The 15,350-nt window shown below is 48.1% G+C and carries 10 protein-coding genes; 9 read left to right on the top strand and 1 reads right to left on the bottom strand.

All coding sequences use genetic code 11. The annotated features are described in order from the left end of the window. Window positions 1-4 precede the first annotated feature (4 nt). Window positions 5-2,278: a glycoside hydrolase family 127 protein gene (locus tag BM200_RS23725; RefSeq protein ID WP_091189128.1), complete on the bottom strand. Its 2,274-nt coding sequence runs from the start codon at window positions 2,276-2,278 to the stop codon at window positions 5-7. Window positions 2,279-2,449: 171 nt separating this feature from the next. Between BM200_RS23725 and BM200_RS23730 the strand changes: the two genes are divergently transcribed. The 9 genes from BM200_RS23730 to BM200_RS23770 all read left to right on the top strand — a co-directional run bounded on the left by BM200_RS23730 (window position 2,450) and on the right by BM200_RS23770 (window position 15,350). Further along, window positions 2,450-3,295, top strand: coding sequence for an AraC family transcriptional regulator (locus BM200_RS23730; RefSeq protein ID WP_091189129.1), 846 nt, complete (start codon window positions 2,450-2,452; stop codon window positions 3,293-3,295). 166 nt (window positions 3,296-3,461) lie between these two features. Continuing rightward, on the top strand, window positions 3,462-4,505 hold the full coding sequence (locus BM200_RS23735; protein WP_091189130.1) for an alpha/beta hydrolase: 1,044 nt from the start codon (window positions 3,462-3,464) through the stop codon (window positions 4,503-4,505). 215 nt (window positions 4,506-4,720) lie between these two features. Then, window positions 4,721-6,280 carry a response regulator transcription factor gene (locus BM200_RS23740; RefSeq protein ID WP_091189131.1) on the top strand — a complete coding sequence of 520 codons (1,560 nt, stop codon included), beginning with the start codon at window positions 4,721-4,723 and terminating at the stop codon, window positions 6,278-6,280. A gap of 5 nt (window positions 6,281-6,285) precedes the next feature. Further along, the gene (locus BM200_RS23745) at window positions 6,286-8,082 is read left to right on the top strand and encodes a sensor histidine kinase (RefSeq protein WP_091189132.1); all 1,797 of its coding nucleotides are present in this window, start codon (window positions 6,286-6,288) and stop codon (window positions 8,080-8,082) included. Beyond that, on the top strand, window positions 8,083-9,645 hold the full coding sequence (locus tag BM200_RS23750) for a response regulator (protein WP_245773127.1): 1,563 nt from the start codon (window positions 8,083-8,085) through the stop codon (window positions 9,643-9,645). It begins immediately after the preceding gene. A 102-nt stretch (window positions 9,646-9,747) separates the two neighbouring features. Further along, entirely contained in the window at window positions 9,748-11,448 is a 1,701-nt protein-coding gene (locus tag BM200_RS23755) for an ABC transporter substrate-binding protein (RefSeq protein WP_175532987.1), read from the top strand. 112 nt (window positions 11,449-11,560) lie between these two features. Next, the gene (locus tag BM200_RS23760; RefSeq protein WP_245773140.1) at window positions 11,561-12,508 is read left to right on the top strand and encodes an ABC transporter permease; all 948 of its coding nucleotides are present in this window, start codon (window positions 11,561-11,563) and stop codon (window positions 12,506-12,508) included. Window positions 12,509-12,524: 16 nt separating this feature from the next. Continuing rightward, window positions 12,525-13,430, top strand: coding sequence for a carbohydrate ABC transporter permease (locus BM200_RS23765; protein ID WP_091189134.1), 906 nt, complete (start codon window positions 12,525-12,527; stop codon window positions 13,428-13,430). 267 nt (window positions 13,431-13,697) lie between these two features. After that, a complete protein-coding gene (locus BM200_RS23770) occupies window positions 13,698-15,350 on the top strand; it encodes an extracellular solute-binding protein (protein ID WP_091189301.1) in 1,653 nt (550 codons plus the stop codon).

A 15,350-nucleotide genomic window follows, 5' to 3' on the forward strand; every position in this document is an offset into this window, starting at 1 on the left:
GTTTTTAATCTTCTGAGGAATGCTTAATAGTACGAAGTATGCCGTAAATACCGTTCATTTTCTCATTCGCGATGAATTTGACCGTTACGGATTCTTTCCCTTCGGTTAAGGCTGAAGACAGCTCGTACTGCTGTTCATAGAATTTTCGTTTCCATTCATTCGGGAAGATCTCGGTCGCAAGCAGCATCCCGTCAACATAAATGTCGATACTTCTGTTCGTATGCATCCGGTTAAAGGTGACCGCTAACGCGGCTCCCGGCTGTACCTTCATCCGATAGCTGAACCATCCTCCGGCTTCAACCCTTCTTCCGTTTAACCCTTCCCAAGTTCCGCCATGCGTTCCCTCGCCTTGTACCTGATGCTCAAGTTCGTACTGATCATTGCCGACTTGTACGGAATCGATAGTTGCTTCTCTTAGTCTGCGTTCCCGCTCGGCAGCTTCCATATGCTTCCGAAGCTCCTCCGATCCTTCTTCAAGGAAGCTCCAATAGATGCCGTATCTTTCGCGATGCTGCAGGTAGTGGGGGGTAAATATCAGTCGATCATCTTCATCCGTATTTTTGAAGACAAACGCCAGCTCTTCTCCAAGACGGACGATATGCTCATCGAACCGGCTGAACCATTCCTCCGCGCTCATGCCTTGGGGAACGATGTAATCCTTCACGGCCATTCGTTTTGTCGCAACGTTGACGATAACGCCGGTTCGTGATTCCACCATATCTTCTGTGCCAAGCGCTGCGCTCAGAACAACCGGCCCATATTGCAGCCCGATGACATGCGGGGCATCAGGCATTCGTGAGTACGTTACCTTCATAGGTAAGCGAACCTCAATAGTATCGCCGTCTGTCCAGATCCGGTCAAGGACAACATACTGCTGCTCCACGGGAGCGATAACCGCTTCTCCATTAAGCACGACCGCGACTTCCCCGGCAGTCCAGCTAGGAATACGGATATGGAGGGACAGCCGTTTCGCTTCGTCTGTACCGACGGTAAACCTGACAAGATCGCTTTGAGGAAGCGATGTCGTTTGTGTAATTACAGCCTGTTGCTCCGTCCATTCCAGTCTGGAGCTGACGAACTGATTGACGTACAGCTTATGGTCCGAATGGAAGTAGATGCTGTCATTCAGCTTGGTGAAGCTCTCCATTCCCGTACCGGTACAGCACCAGAAATGCTCGAATGGCGAACTGTAAATTTTGAAATATCCCGTAGCCATCGGCTGGAAATACATCGTCATGCCGGTTTCCGGATTTTGCGAGGACAAGATGGCGTTCATGTACGTTCTCTCGTAAAAATCCGCATACTTGCTGTCTTGCGTAAGCTTGAACAGTTCCTTCGTCAGCTTCAGCATGTTATAGCTGTTGCAGGTCTCGCAAGTCACGTCAGAGCGCTTGGCGTCGAGTACATCCGGATCGCCGAAGTGCTCGCATTCGCTGTTGCCGCCCGTGATATAGCTGTGATGATAAACAACCGTATCCCAGAAATTAACAGACGCATCCAGGTAGCCGCGTTCGCTTTCGCCAAGCGTCAAATACCGTTTCAGAGCGCCAATAAACTTCGGAATCATCGTATTGGCATGCTTGCCCTTAAGCACGTCACGTCCTTCGCGCAGCGCTTCAAACAGGCCGATCTCATCGAACTTATGAGCGGCTTCCAGATGACGATTGTTTCCTGTGAGCTTGTACAGATCATAGAGGCAATCGTTCATGCCGCCGTATTCAACAGCAAGCACAGTCGCCTGAAGCTCCTCCGACCAGAAGCAGGCACGGCCGGCAACCCAATCGCCAAGCCGGCTTACGACGTCATAGGCAGCTTGCAGATTGGTTGCCTGATAGATGGCAATAAGGCCGGCAATTATTTTGTGCATCGTGTACCAGGGTACCCAAGCTGGCTTTCGATTTTCCACATTGTCAAACAACGTCTCGGGGAACGCGGATAAATAGCCGCTGTCCTGCTGGGCTTCGGCGAGCTCGGCAACGAGGTATTCCAGTCGCGCAAGCAGCTCCGGATCCTTGGTTTGCGCATAGGCCTGGGATACGGCCGTTAAATAATGGCCTAACGTATGGCCGCGGATCTCGGTATTCTCCCAGCCGGGATATTTGTCTGCTTTCGGCTGCAGACCGCTTGTCTCGCGGAAGCCGGCAAGCAGACGGTCGACGTTGTAGCTGATCAAATAGTTCAATTCTTTCTGAAAGGCATTCGTGTGGTATTCACCCAATAATTGCACCCGGTCCAATCCGAAATGCTGCAAAGCGGTGGTTTCTGTCAAGGCTTTCATGACCATCATCCTCTCGCAAATATGATAAAAGCTTATTACCTGCGAATAGGTCTGGTAAATGGCGTAAGGTTTGATTATGTGTCAAAAAGGAAGTTTTTCTATTTAAATGTTCCCGATGCGGCTATATTATTCTAGAATGAAGTGTAAAAAAGGCAGAAAGGGTGAGAGCCTGTGACCAGCTACAGCTTCCGTGTCGAAAGGCCGGTATCTCTTGTGATGACCGGCAAGTTTATTGCTCCCTCCCCGGAATGGAAGCATATGCACCGCGTCTTGCTGGAATTCGAATTGTTTATACAAACCCGTGGTTCCTTATACATTGCAAAGGATAGTGAACGTTACGTCCTGAACGAGGGGGACTATCTGCTGATGCCGCCCGGAGCAGTGCAATACGGCTACAGAGAATCGGACTGCAGCTTTTATTGGCTGCACTTTGCGGTTCCGGACGGCTACCATCTGGAAGAAAGTGATTCCGGCTATGAGCCGGGAAGAGTAAGCATCCCGGAGAAGGGAACGCTTCGCAGTCCGGATAAACTGATCGTCCTTCTCAAGCAGCTGCAGGATTCCGTCCGGAGCTACAGGGAGCAAACGTTGAACAGCTATTTGACTACCGGTATCTTATGCGAATTGTACAATCAGCAGTTTTTCATCCAGAACCAGTCAGGCAAGAAGCTCAAGCAGCAGCAGCTGTATAACGATATTGTGGACTATATTAAGTGGAACCGGCAGGAAAACTTAAAAGTCAGTCAATTAGCCGAGCATTTTGGCTACAATGCCAAGCATTTATCCTTTTTGTTCTCGGAGATTGCGGGGATATCGCTTAAGCAATTTATGCTGCAGGAGAAGATGGATGCCGCGAAATCGCTGCTCGCCGATACGAATCAGAGCATCAAGGAAATCTCGCAGCAGCTCGGATACCCGGACAGCCACCAGTTTATGCACAGCTTCAAGAAGATTACCGGACTTACGCCGACGGATTACCGCAATGCTTATGCCAACCGGCTGCTATTTTACAGGTGAATAGGAATGGATAAAGATGCGAGAGTACCGGAAGCGCATATAAGATACCTATTCTTGCCGGTGCATGATAATTTGCAGCTAAAAAAGCAATAGATTGACAGGTTGAATAGGAGGGGGGCCGGAGTTACAATTTCTGTAATTAGACCTAAGCTCAGGAGGATGAAGCATGATCAATGAAGTGACAGCTGTGCCTGTTGAATACACACGGGAAGTTAAAGAGGAGCTAAAAGGCACCGTCCATGAAGCTACATACAGCGTCCGCAATTATATTAATTCGTCGCGGCAGCTTGTAACCAATCAGAACGTCGCTTCCGAAGAGGCGGGAAGAGAAACGGTTGAAGGAGAGGGCATCATCAAGAAGTGCAATATCTATTTGCCTGCCGGGTACGACGAGCATGATACGGAAACCAAATATAATGTTCTATACTTGCTCCACGGAGTAGGCGGCGACCATAATGAGTGGTTTTACGGCGGAGTGCGCAATATAATCGATAATCTCATTGCAAACGGCGACATTGATCCGCTGATTATTGTATTTCCGAACGGCAGAAGCGCGCATGATTGGACGGACCGTACATTCAATTCCGAGGGAACCAACATGCTTGGTTTCTACTATTTCGATTATGAGCTGAGACATGATCTGATCCCCTTTATTGAATCCAACTACAACGCATATGCGGATATCAAGCGCACATCGCCGGAGGCCATTGAATATAATCGCATGCACCGGGCAATAGCCGGCTTATCCATGGGAGGAATGCAATCCTTGAATATCATTCTTGGCGGATATCGATGCGATTCGAGCGTTATTACCGGAACAAACAGTTCATGGAATAATGGGCTTGATACGACTGTTCTTGCACCGGGTATGGAGGATCTGTTCGCGCATGTGGGAGCTTTTTCCAATGCTCCTACCTCCAGTGACGGTAAAGTACTGGGCTCAAGTATCGCGTCAAGCGGCCATAGGCTTCAATTACTGTATATAACCTGCGGAGATGCGGATGGAGTAGCAATTGGGAGCTATGCCAAATCCATTGACGGGCTCACGGAAGCTGCAGGAGATTATCTCAGTGATTTTTACCAAATCCTAATGAAAGACGAGGGTCATGATTTTAAAGTATGGGATCACGGTGCATATAATTTTAGCAGATTGTCTTTCAAAAGTGATCATGAACAAGCGAAGCTGAAGGTTGTCAGTATGACATTGTAATCATTGCGAGCATAGCCTTATACGTGGACTAATCAAAAACGCCGGTTGCCGGCGTTTTTTTATATTCATAAAAAGAAGTAAACAACGGGTAACGAAATAAAGAAATGCGTATTGTTTAACCCCGCCGCTGGTCAGATAATTAAACGTATGCTTTTCGTAAGCGGTTGCACAGTTATCGCGTAAGCTGACTTCTAGACAAAGCGCAGGTGTTAATCATGTATAAAGCGATTGTAGTGGATGACGAACCTTATATGCTGGAGGCCTGGGAAACGCTGATCGACTGGCAGGCGTTCGGCTATCAATTATGCGGTACGGCAAGGGATGGTGAAGAGGCGCTTGCTTTGATTAAAGAGAACAACCCGGATCTGGTCATGACCGACATTCAGATGCCCGTGCTGGACGGTCTTGGTCTCGTGCGCGTGATGAAAGAAGAACTGGGGCTGGAGACCAAAACGGTTATTGTAAGCGGTTATTCGGAATTTGCTTACGCGCAGCAGGCGCTGCATTATCAAGTGAATCATTATGTGCTTAAGCCTATTATGATGAAGGAAATTCACGGTATCTTGACTGAACTGAAGGATGAACTGGAGAAGGACCGTTCCGCCAAGGAAGCGGCCACCAAAGTGAAGGCTGCCGCAGACGCCGCCGCTATTTTAAGGCTGGCCAAATGCGGAGGAGCTGTGGCTGCGGAAGCAGCTAAAAAGCTGCTGGACATCCCGGCGGATTCACGTGTTGTCCTTCTGCTGGCAGAAGCAGTCAGTCGTGACAACGTGAACGGGAATAGCCGTTCCGATGGTGGTACGCCATTTATTTCCGCTCAGTTGAGGGCATACGTGGACGAAGCGATTGATGACGGCAGTGTTCAGATATGGGAATTCGAGGAAGGTCCGGGGCGTGCGGGCCTGCTTCTTGTGGATAATCGCCAGGAAGAAGACGAATGGGAAAACAGGCTGGTCCGTGCCGCAGCTGTGCAGCCAGAATTGCTGGAACATATAGCCGTTTATTGCAGCGGAGACGTACATGGCTTGTCGGAATTACATCATGTATACCGACAAATGCTTGAGGTACGCCAGGGAACGCAATTATGTCTGAAGGCAGGCCTGCATCTGTGCCGGAGACAAGTACAGGAGGTTTGCCGGATCGAGGATATGACTTGCATGGTTCATGAGCTGCTGCATCAAATCGAATCGGGCGATCAAGACGGTATCCATGCAGCTGTGCATGACTTGTTCGAGGTCATACCTCTGAAGTATGGCTGGATGCAGTGGACACTCGAATATTTATGCGGTGAGCTGCTTAGAAGATATGAAGATCAGCAAAACGGCTCAGGCTGGCTTCTGGAGTGGTGCAAGACAGCCGCGGAACCGGAAAACTGGACAGCAGACCGGCTCCGGTCACGGTGCATGGAGATATCGGAGCGGCTGGTGCGCCGTAAAGAGCCTTTACGCGCCATTGAAGGGATTATTGCCGATTCCATTGTTTATTTGAAGAGCCATTATCAGGAGAAAGTAAAAATATTGGATATTGCCCGGCAGTTTCATTTGAATCCCGTTTATTTCGGACAGCAATTCAAGCGGGTCACGGGTTCCAGCTTTCATGACTTTATCCACCACCTTCGGATTGAGGAAGCTCAGAAGCTGATTAAAAGAACGGATATGAGGCTTTCCGACATTGCTGCAGCACTGGGCTACCACAGCAATGAATATTTTACGGTCAAATTTAAAGCGCTTACAGGAAAGCTGCCCTCCGCTTACAAAAACGCTTGTCAGAGGTGACGGATATGGTAGGGAAAAGGCTCAGACTAACCGGAATGAACGATGTCCCGCTTAGATATAAGTTACTGCTCATTTATTTACTGTGTGTGCTCCTTCCCATCGTTACAATCAACCTTTTCTTCTACCAGCGAAATTCGGAAGATATCCGAATCAGAGAGCAGGATAATTTGCGCAAGTCGATTGAACGGGCATCCGGCGAGCTGTTGGGAATGATTGACGAAAGTGTTGCGCTCAGCCGGTCTATCGGGGGCGATGACTTGATTTACGAGATGATTGACCGGACTTATGCTTCACCGGTTGAATATTACGAAGAATACAACGGGTTCCTGCGGGACAGGCTGACCCGTTATATGTCCGAAAATATTGTAGAGGTGCGGATCTATACGGACAACCCTACTATGCAGACCGGCGCAAACTATTACGTGATGGACAATTCCGCGGATGAGGAGTCATGGATTAAGCAGTTTGATCAATCTAATGGCAATATCATCGTGGCTGCGTACGAGGAGAATTCAGGATTTAACTCGGGCAGGCGGATAAGTGTGATCAGTAAGATGAACACCTTTACTTCGTTTTCTAAATATTCAAAGTATTTGCGGATTGATTTAAATATAGACAAAATCAACAGCATTCTTGACCGTGAACTGGATAGTCTGCAGCTTTGCCTTGTGGACGGACGAAACCAGGTGGTTGCCACAAGCTCCGGACTTCGTGTGCCTGAGCTGTCAAGCTTCGAAGCGCAGTCGGACCGTGCAGAGGGGGCGGGCAAGGACTCTGTCATCGAGCATGCCATCGGGGATATCCGTTACGCAAAGGACTGGCGGTTGATTGGCATAGCGGATACACGGCGCGTTGACAGTCTGCTGCATGATGCCCATCGATCTATTTTATGGCTGGCGGTTATCAGTACAGTCATTCCGTCTTTGCTCATTTTTATCATTTTCCGTTCTTACCATTACCGGGTGAAGAAGCTCTCAAGACATATGGAAAAGGCGAGGAACGAGAAGTTCGAGCTGATCAATATTCAGGAAGGCCGTGACGAGATAGGCGGCTTAATTCATACGTTTAATGTCATGACCGGGAAAATAACGACGCTCATTAATGATGTGTATAAGCTGGAAATCCGCCAGAAGAGCATGGAGCTGGAGCAGGTTCGGACAGAGCTGTCCATGCTGCAAAGCCAGATGAATCCTCATTTTCTTTTTAATACATTAAACGCGCTTCTCATTGTCTGCATGAAAAAAGGCTATTCAGAGGTAACCGAAATTATAAGCAATTTGTCCTTGTTAATGCGGCAGCTTCTAAGAAGCGCTGACGGTCTTGTCACGTTGGAAGAAGAGCTTGAATTTACGACCATGTATCTTCAGATCGAGAAGTTCCGTTTCGGGGATCAATTTGATTACCAGTTTGAAGTAGATCCCGTATCGCTCCAGATGAAGGTTCCAAGAATGAGCATTCAGCCGCTTGTCGAGAACGCCTGCAAGCATGGACTGCAATTCCGAAAAGGAAGCCGGATGATCCGGGTAACCGTTAAGCTTAGCGACCGGGCGCTTGAAATCAATGTCATGGATAATGGGGTCGGTATGGAGGATAGCAAGCTGAAGCAGCTGATGGAGAAGGTAAGAACCGATCAGGATATGGAAGGCCATGTCGGAATCCGCAATGTGTACCGCAGACTGGAGTTGTTCTATAACGAGCATGCCCGTTTTCTGATCAGCAGCGATCCTGAACTTGGCACAGAGGCGGGATTTCATATTCCTCTTGCGCGACTGGAGCCGGTGAGTCTAAAGAAGGAGGCATAAATGATGTACAAAGTATTGCTTGTTGATGATGAACCGATTGCGATCGAAGGCCTGGAAATGCTGATTAGCTGGGAGAAGCATGGATTTCAGGTTCAAGCTGCCTGCAACAATGGCGAGGATGCCATCAATCATATCCGGAATCATAAGCCCGACCTTGTTGTAACGGATATTCAAATGCCGGTGCTAAACGGATTGGAGTTAATCGAGCAGACACGCGGTCTGGGCAATGATTCAACGATGTTTATCATTACAAGCGGATTTAGCAATTTCGACTATGCGAAGAGAGCAATCCGTCTTGGTGTTTCGCATTATTTGACAAAGCCGATTAACAGCAGGGAAGCAAATGCCGCGCTGCTCCAATTGCAGGAGGTTCTGCAGGAACGTGAACGTCAGCAGTTCATTAAAGCCAGTGCGGATCGATATACCATTAAAGGCGCGTTGTCTCTTCTTGTTCTTGGCGGAACGGATAAGGAACGGCTCGAGGCACAACAGCAGCTGCTCCCGTTAACTGCGCAAATGAAGGAATGGAATTGTCTGCAGCTGTTAACCGACAGCAGCAACACGGGACTTGCACGGGAAGCTGCGCATCTGTTTGCAATGGAGCGGGATGGTTGTTATGTAATTGACGGACATAAGGGCAGTATTGGCCTTGTCTGCGGCTTCCCGTCCAATAAAAGCGACGATGACTGCACAGAAGGCGGCATTCGGGAATATGCGGAGCGGCTGCTCCAATCGGTAAGGAGCAAGACGACAGGAAGAGTGGGAATAGCGGTCGGCAGCAGCGTCAGCAGCCTGGATGAATTGTCCAGGTGCTGGGAAAGCGCATCGGAAGCCTACCGCTTTTTATTTTTGGAAGCTGCTGACATTGTTCAGTATGAAGATATTCAGACGAAGGACTTTTCCGGCGATCCATTGTCGCTGAAAGCGGCCGATACGATAGTGGAGGCTCTTGAGAACGGCAAGCCCGAAGCTCTTGAGGCGTCCATCCGGGAAGTATTTCGCAGCTTCGAAGAAGAAAGGATTATGCCGGAATTGGTCGGTATCTTCTCCACCCACGTTATGATGCGCTGTGCGGCTGTCTATAAAGATCATGGGGGCAATCCGGAGGAGCTGCTCAGAGATTTCAGTCAACGACATCTTCCTTCATGTTGCTTTCATTTGCAGGATTCAGCTGATTATTTGATGGCATACTGCCTCAAGAGCCAAAGCGCCATTCGGCTTCTGTTGGAGAAAAACACGGGCGGAACGCCAGCAAAAGTCGCGGAGTTTCTTAAGCAGAATTACCGGGACACGCTGACGATTAAAGATATTGCGGAACGTTTCTATATGAATCCGGTTTATTTGGGGCAGCTGTTTGCTAAAAAATACGGCAAAGGAATCGTTGATTATATACACGATCTTCGTATTGAGGATGCGAAGCAGCAGCTCGCCGAAACGAATGAAGCCTTGTATTTGATTGGAGAAAAGCTTGGCTACAGCAGCTATCAATATTTCATGAAGCAGTTCGAGAAACGGGTGCTTATGAAGCCGGCAGATTATAGGAGCCACTTTAAAACCACTTAATTATGGGGGTTAAAAATCTAAAGTATGCGTATGTTGCAAGCGCATTCATTTCTTCATAATGAAGAGGCAAGCACATAAGAAACTTGAAGGAGGAAGAGTAACATGGGGGTTATGAAAAGAAAAACGCTGTTAACAACAATGTCGCTGACTTTAGCGCTCAGCCTTACGCTGGCTGGCTGCAGCAGTAGCAATAACGGGAACAGCAACGCCTCTCCTGTAGCGTCAAGCAATGCGGCAGGCTCAACGAACACATCTCAGAAGCAGGAGCAAATTACAATCTCGGCCTTTATCGGTGCACCAAATCAGGCGCCAACAGCAGACAACCGAATTTATAAGAAAATCCAGGATGAGCTTGGCGTGAAGCTGAATATGGAGTTCCTGGTAGGGGATTTGCAACAGAAGCTTGGCGTTATGATCGCCGGCGGCGAATATCCGGACCTGATTACGGCAGATACGAAGCTGGTGGCGGCAAAAGCGGTTATTCCGCTGGAGGATTTGATTGAGCAGCATGCACCTAATCTGAAAGCACACTATGCTGCTGTATGGAACAAGATGAAGGACTCCAGCGACGGTCATATTTATTGGCTGCCGAACTACGGCGTTCAGCAAGGCGAAGTTCATTCCAACAACTATTCCGGCCCGGCATTCTGGATTCAGAAAGATATTTTGAAGGAAGCAGGCTACCCGACTCCGAAGACACTTGATGAATATCTTACTCTGATTCGCAATTATGCGGCCAAGCATCCGACAACAAGCGACGGTCAACCTACTATCGGCTTCACAACTCTTGCATTCGACTGGCGGACCTTCGGGCTGCTGAATGCACCTGAGCATCTGACAGGACATCCGAACGACGGCGGTGTCGTAGTCGATGATGGTGTAGCTTCCGTTTTCGCCGATAAGGATATTGCGAAGCGCTACTATAAAGAACTGAACGGCCTTTATAACGAAGGTCTGATGGATAAAGAGGCATTTGTTCAGAACTACGATCAATACCTGGCCAAAATCTCGACCGGCCGCGTACTTGGCATGTTTGACCAGCACTGGAACTTCCAGGCGGGTGAAGATACGCTTGTTTCCCAGAACAAGATCGGTCAAACGTATGTTGGCTTCCCGCTTGTCTATGATACGAGCATCAAAGATTACTATTGGGACCGTGCTTTGCCTAACTTGAATAACGGTTTTGGAATCAGCAAGGATGCCAAAGATCCGGTTGCAATTATTAAGTTCCTTGATGCTCTGATGAGCGAAGAATGGCAAAAAACGTTGTCATGGGGTGAAGAGGGCGTTGACTACATGGTAGGCGACGACGGCAAATTCTACCGTACTGAAGAACAGCGCAAGCAGCAGCAGGATCCTACCTGGAAACTGGCGAACCGCGCGGATGCTTTCTACGGTGCATCACCAAAGATGGAAGGCAGCTACAGTGACGGCAATGCGACAGATGCAGGCAGCCAGCCACAGGAATTCTATGATTCGCTTAAACCGGAAGATAAAGAACTGCTGGATGCTTACAAGTTCAAAACCTGGACAGATTTCTTCTCTTCACCGCCAGAAAACCGGGTTGACTACCCAGCATGGCAGGTCGATCTGATTGACGGCTCCGATGCATCCGTTGCCAACAAGAAGATGACAGATTCTTCGCTGAAGTTCTTGCCGAAGGCTATTATGGCGAAGCCTGAGAAGTTCGATGCCGTATGGCAAGAGTATGTCAACGATTACAAGAAGATTAATGTGAAGGCTTACGAAGACCGCATTAACGAGCAGCTCCAATGGCGGATCCAGAACTGGACGAGCAAATAAACAGAAAATAGGATGATGTGCCGGAAGCAGAGGCAAAGCTTTTTGCTTCCGGCAGTCACTCTATACGAAGGATCGGAACAAGGAGGAGAGAAAGATGGCGAGTACCCCGGAGATGATTACATCAAAGCCGTCTGCGAAAGCCGGCACCAAGTCGTCTGTATTCAAACGGATGCGCGGCCAGAAGCAGCTCATGCTGATGTCGCTTCCTATATTAATTTACGTAGTAATTTTCTCTTATTACCCCATTTGGGGCTGGACCATGGCTTTTCAGAACTTCAGTCCTGCCAAGCAATTCTCCGAGCAGCAATGGGTAGGTTTCAAGCAATTTAAATTTTTGTTCAGTGACGAGATATTCTTGCAGGTGCTCCGCAACACAATTGGTATGAGCTTAATTAATATGGTGCTCGGATTCGTAACGGCAATCGTATTTGCCGTCTTGCTTAATGAAATCAAGAACAAGCTGTACAAACGTACGATTCAGACCATTTCGTATCTGCCTCACTTCTTGTCCTGGATCATAGTAACGGGCATTGTTGCTAATACGCTATCGGTAGACGGCGGGATCGTGAACGATGTGCTGATGAAGCTGGGCTTTATTAATGAACCGGTTATGTGGCTGAGCAAGCCGCATTATTTCTGGGGAATTGTAGCCGGATCCCATATATGGAAGGAAGTCGGCTGGAACGCCATTATCTATCTTGCGGCTATAACGTCCATCGATCCATCGCTCTATGAAGCAGCGGAAATCGACGGGGCGAACCGATATAAGAAAATGATGCATATTACGCTTCCGGGTATCAAATCCATCGTTATTATTTTGCTTATTATGAATCTCGGTTGGATTCTGGAAGCGGGCTTTGAGGTGCAGTACCTGTTAGGCAACGGGGTTGTTGTAGACTGGTCACAGACGATTGATATTTTCGTGCTGAAATACGGTCTGCAGGTCGGTAACTACTCGCTTGCGACTGCTGCCGGAATTTTCAAAACCGCGGTTAGCATTACACTCATATTTGCAGCTAATAAGATCGCCCAGCGTTTCGGCGAAGACAAACTGATCTAGGGAGGGCAATCATCAGATGAGAACGAAGCAATTGCGGGCAGAGCCGGTTGTCTTCCATACGTTTAATGCCGTAGTCATGATTTTGCTGGCGGTGGTGACACTATATCCGTTTCTGAATACACTCGCAGTATCCTTTAATGCAGGCAATGATACCATCCGCGGAGGCATCTATTTGTGGCCGCGTGTTTGGACGAATCAGAACTACACGGCCGTATTTGCAGGCGGCGCCATCTATCATGCGTTCTGGATATCGGTGGCCAGAACCGTTATCGCTACGGTACTCAGCTTATTCCTCACTTCTATGCTGGCCTACACGGTAAGCAGGAAGGAGTATGTGTTCCGCAAGCCGATTACGGTAATTATCGTGCTTACGATGTACTTTAATGCAGGACTGATCCCTTCTTACTTCCTGATCAAGGATCTGCATCTGTTAAACAGCTTCTACGTCTATATTATTCCAGGGCTGATCAGCGCTTTTAACATGATTGTCATCCGGACTTATATCCAGACACTGCCGGAGGGACTGATTGAATCAGCCAAGATAGACGGTGCAGGGGATTTCCGTACCTTTATCTCGATTATTCTGCCGCTTTGCCAGCCTGTACTTGCGACAGTAGCACTGTTCGTTGCGGTAGGGCAGTGGAATTCTTGGTTTGATACATTCCTCTACGCCTCCTCGAAGCAGGATCTTAGCACTTTGCAGTACGAGATGATGAAGCTGTTGTCTTCTTCCATGTTCTCGAACAGTAATGCAGCGGTCTCGAACAGCGGAAGCGCGATGAATGCCGTTCAAAACATGGTTACTCCGGTGTCGATCCGGGCTGCGATCACCATCGTATCGGCCCTGCCGATTCTCGTTGTGTATCCGTTCATGCAAAAATATTTCGTTCATGGCATGCAGCTTGGAAGCGTGAAGGAGTAGTCAGACGTTCATCGATAGATCCAAGAATGAAATCAGCACGCAAAAGTGCTGGTTTCATTTTTTTATGCCTTGAAACTTCAGGCTGGTTCTTGTACATTTCATAGTATTAATAAGTAAACAACGGGTAACGACATAAAGAGATGTGTATTGTATTATCAGGTCTCAACCAAGATAATGAATATCATACAACTCGTCGCAGCTGCGCCCGAGTGAAAAGGGGTAATCCTGTTGCGGATACCAAGGCCAAGGATAAACAAGGTAAAGCTTTTGCTTACTGCGCTGATAGTTCTGTCAGCCTTATCTGCATGCGAGAATGAAAACAATGTCAAGCCTCCTGAAGGGCAGGAGAATTATACACCGGTGCCGGTAACCGGTGGAGATCCTTCATTAAGCCGTTATGATCCGCCTATTGAGCTATCCTTTGTACGAGAAGTTGGAGAAGGACTAGAAGGCTTAATTGCCGACTTGCCGGGTGAAACTCTGGAAGATAACCGCTGGACAAGGCTGGATGCGGAAATGCTGGGAATCAAGATTAAATACGACTGGACGGCGAAAGGAGATTTATATCGTCAGAAGCTTGGCGCATCCATCGCATCAGGCCATATTCCGGATGTTGTGCAAGTCAATGCCCAGCAGCTTAGGGAACTGAGTAACGCCGGGTTGATCGAGGATCTGACGGATGTGTATGAAAAATATGCTTCTCCACTTTCGAAGAAAGTACTTGGAGAGGAAGGCGACGGCCCGTTTGAAACGGCAACGATTGATGGCAAGCTGATGGCCATTCCGCAGACAAGCTCATCGATCGAAGACTCGGATTTATTATGGATCCGAACGGATTGGCTAAAGAGGCTGGGACTGAGTCCGCCAAAAACGATGAATGATTTATTGGCGATTTCGAAAGCGTTTACAGAGAAAGACCCGGATAACAACGGCAAGGACGATACCTATGGAATTGCAGCAACCAAATATTTGGGTGACCCGGTTATGGGACTTATCAACCTTATGGCCGGTTATGACGCTTTCCCGAATATCTGGATCAAGGATCAGCAAGGAAAGCTCGTGTACGGAGGAATCCAGCCGGAGGTAAAAACGGCTTTGAAAGTGATTCAGGAAATGTACGAGCAAGGTCAGCTTGACCCTGAATTCGCCTTGAAGGACGGGGATAAGGCAGGCAAGCTGATTTCTGAAGGAAGAATCGGTATCATTTACGGTGAGCAATGGGCTTCCTTTCTGGTGAAAACAAGCCGGGATAATGATCCGAATGCCGATTGGCAAGCGTATCCAATCGTCTCCGCGACGGGGAAAGCACCAAAGGTGCCGCTTAAATTCAACACAAACACCTTCTTCGCGGTCAGAAAAGGATATGAGCATCCGGAGGCAATTGTGAAGCTGTTTAATCTGCATCTGGAGAAGAACTGGGGCAAGACGGCCGAGTATGAGAAGTATTACAACACGACTTATCCGGTATGGCAGTTATCTCCTGTTACCCCGTCACCGACAAGAAAAAATCTGGAGGCTTTCCGGCAGATTGAAACCGCTCGAAAGACCGGCGATAATGACAACTTAAAGGACGAAGCCAAATATATCAAGAAGAGAATGGATTTCTATTTATCCGGAGATGACGTTGGCGAATCGGGCTGGGGCTGGTATAAAACCTATGGTCCAACAGGCGCGTTTTCCATTATTGATCAGTATGAGAAAAACAATCAGCTGCTGTACGAAAGCTTTGTTGGAGCTCCTACAGATACCATGATTGACAAGCAGCAGATACTTAACGATCTGCAGGATCAAACGTACATGAATATTATTTTGGGCAGACCAATCGATGATTTCGACCAATTCGTAAGGGACTGGTATAAGCTGGGCGGCGACAAAATAACGGATGAAGTTAATCAGTGGTATGAACAACGGAGGTATTAA

The organism is Paenibacillus catalpae (assembly GCF_900112695.1).
In the GTDB taxonomy this organism is placed as follows: domain Bacteria; phylum Bacillota; class Bacilli; order Paenibacillales; family Paenibacillaceae; genus Pristimantibacillus; species Pristimantibacillus catalpae.

Coding starts and splice junctions, on each gene's coding strand:
- BM200_RS23760 (WP_245773140.1), top strand. CDS start 11,561: ATGATTACATCAAAGCCGTCTGCGAAAGCCGGCACCAAGTCGTCTGTA.
- BM200_RS23725 (WP_091189128.1), bottom strand. CDS start 2,278: ATGAAAGCCTTGACAGAAACCACCGCTTTGCAGCATTTCGGATTGGAC.
- BM200_RS23750 (WP_245773127.1), top strand. CDS start 8,083: ATGATGTACAAAGTATTGCTTGTTGATGATGAACCGATTGCGATCGAA.
- BM200_RS23735 (WP_091189130.1), top strand. CDS start 3,462: ATGATCAATGAAGTGACAGCTGTGCCTGTTGAATACACACGGGAAGTT.
- BM200_RS23765 (WP_091189134.1), top strand. CDS start 12,525: ATGAGAACGAAGCAATTGCGGGCAGAGCCGGTTGTCTTCCATACGTTT.
- BM200_RS23740 (WP_091189131.1), top strand. CDS start 4,721: ATGTATAAAGCGATTGTAGTGGATGACGAACCTTATATGCTGGAGGCC.
- BM200_RS23745 (WP_091189132.1), top strand. CDS start 6,286: ATGGTAGGGAAAAGGCTCAGACTAACCGGAATGAACGATGTCCCGCTT.
- BM200_RS23755 (WP_175532987.1), top strand. CDS start 9,748: ATGGGGGTTATGAAAAGAAAAACGCTGTTAACAACAATGTCGCTGACT.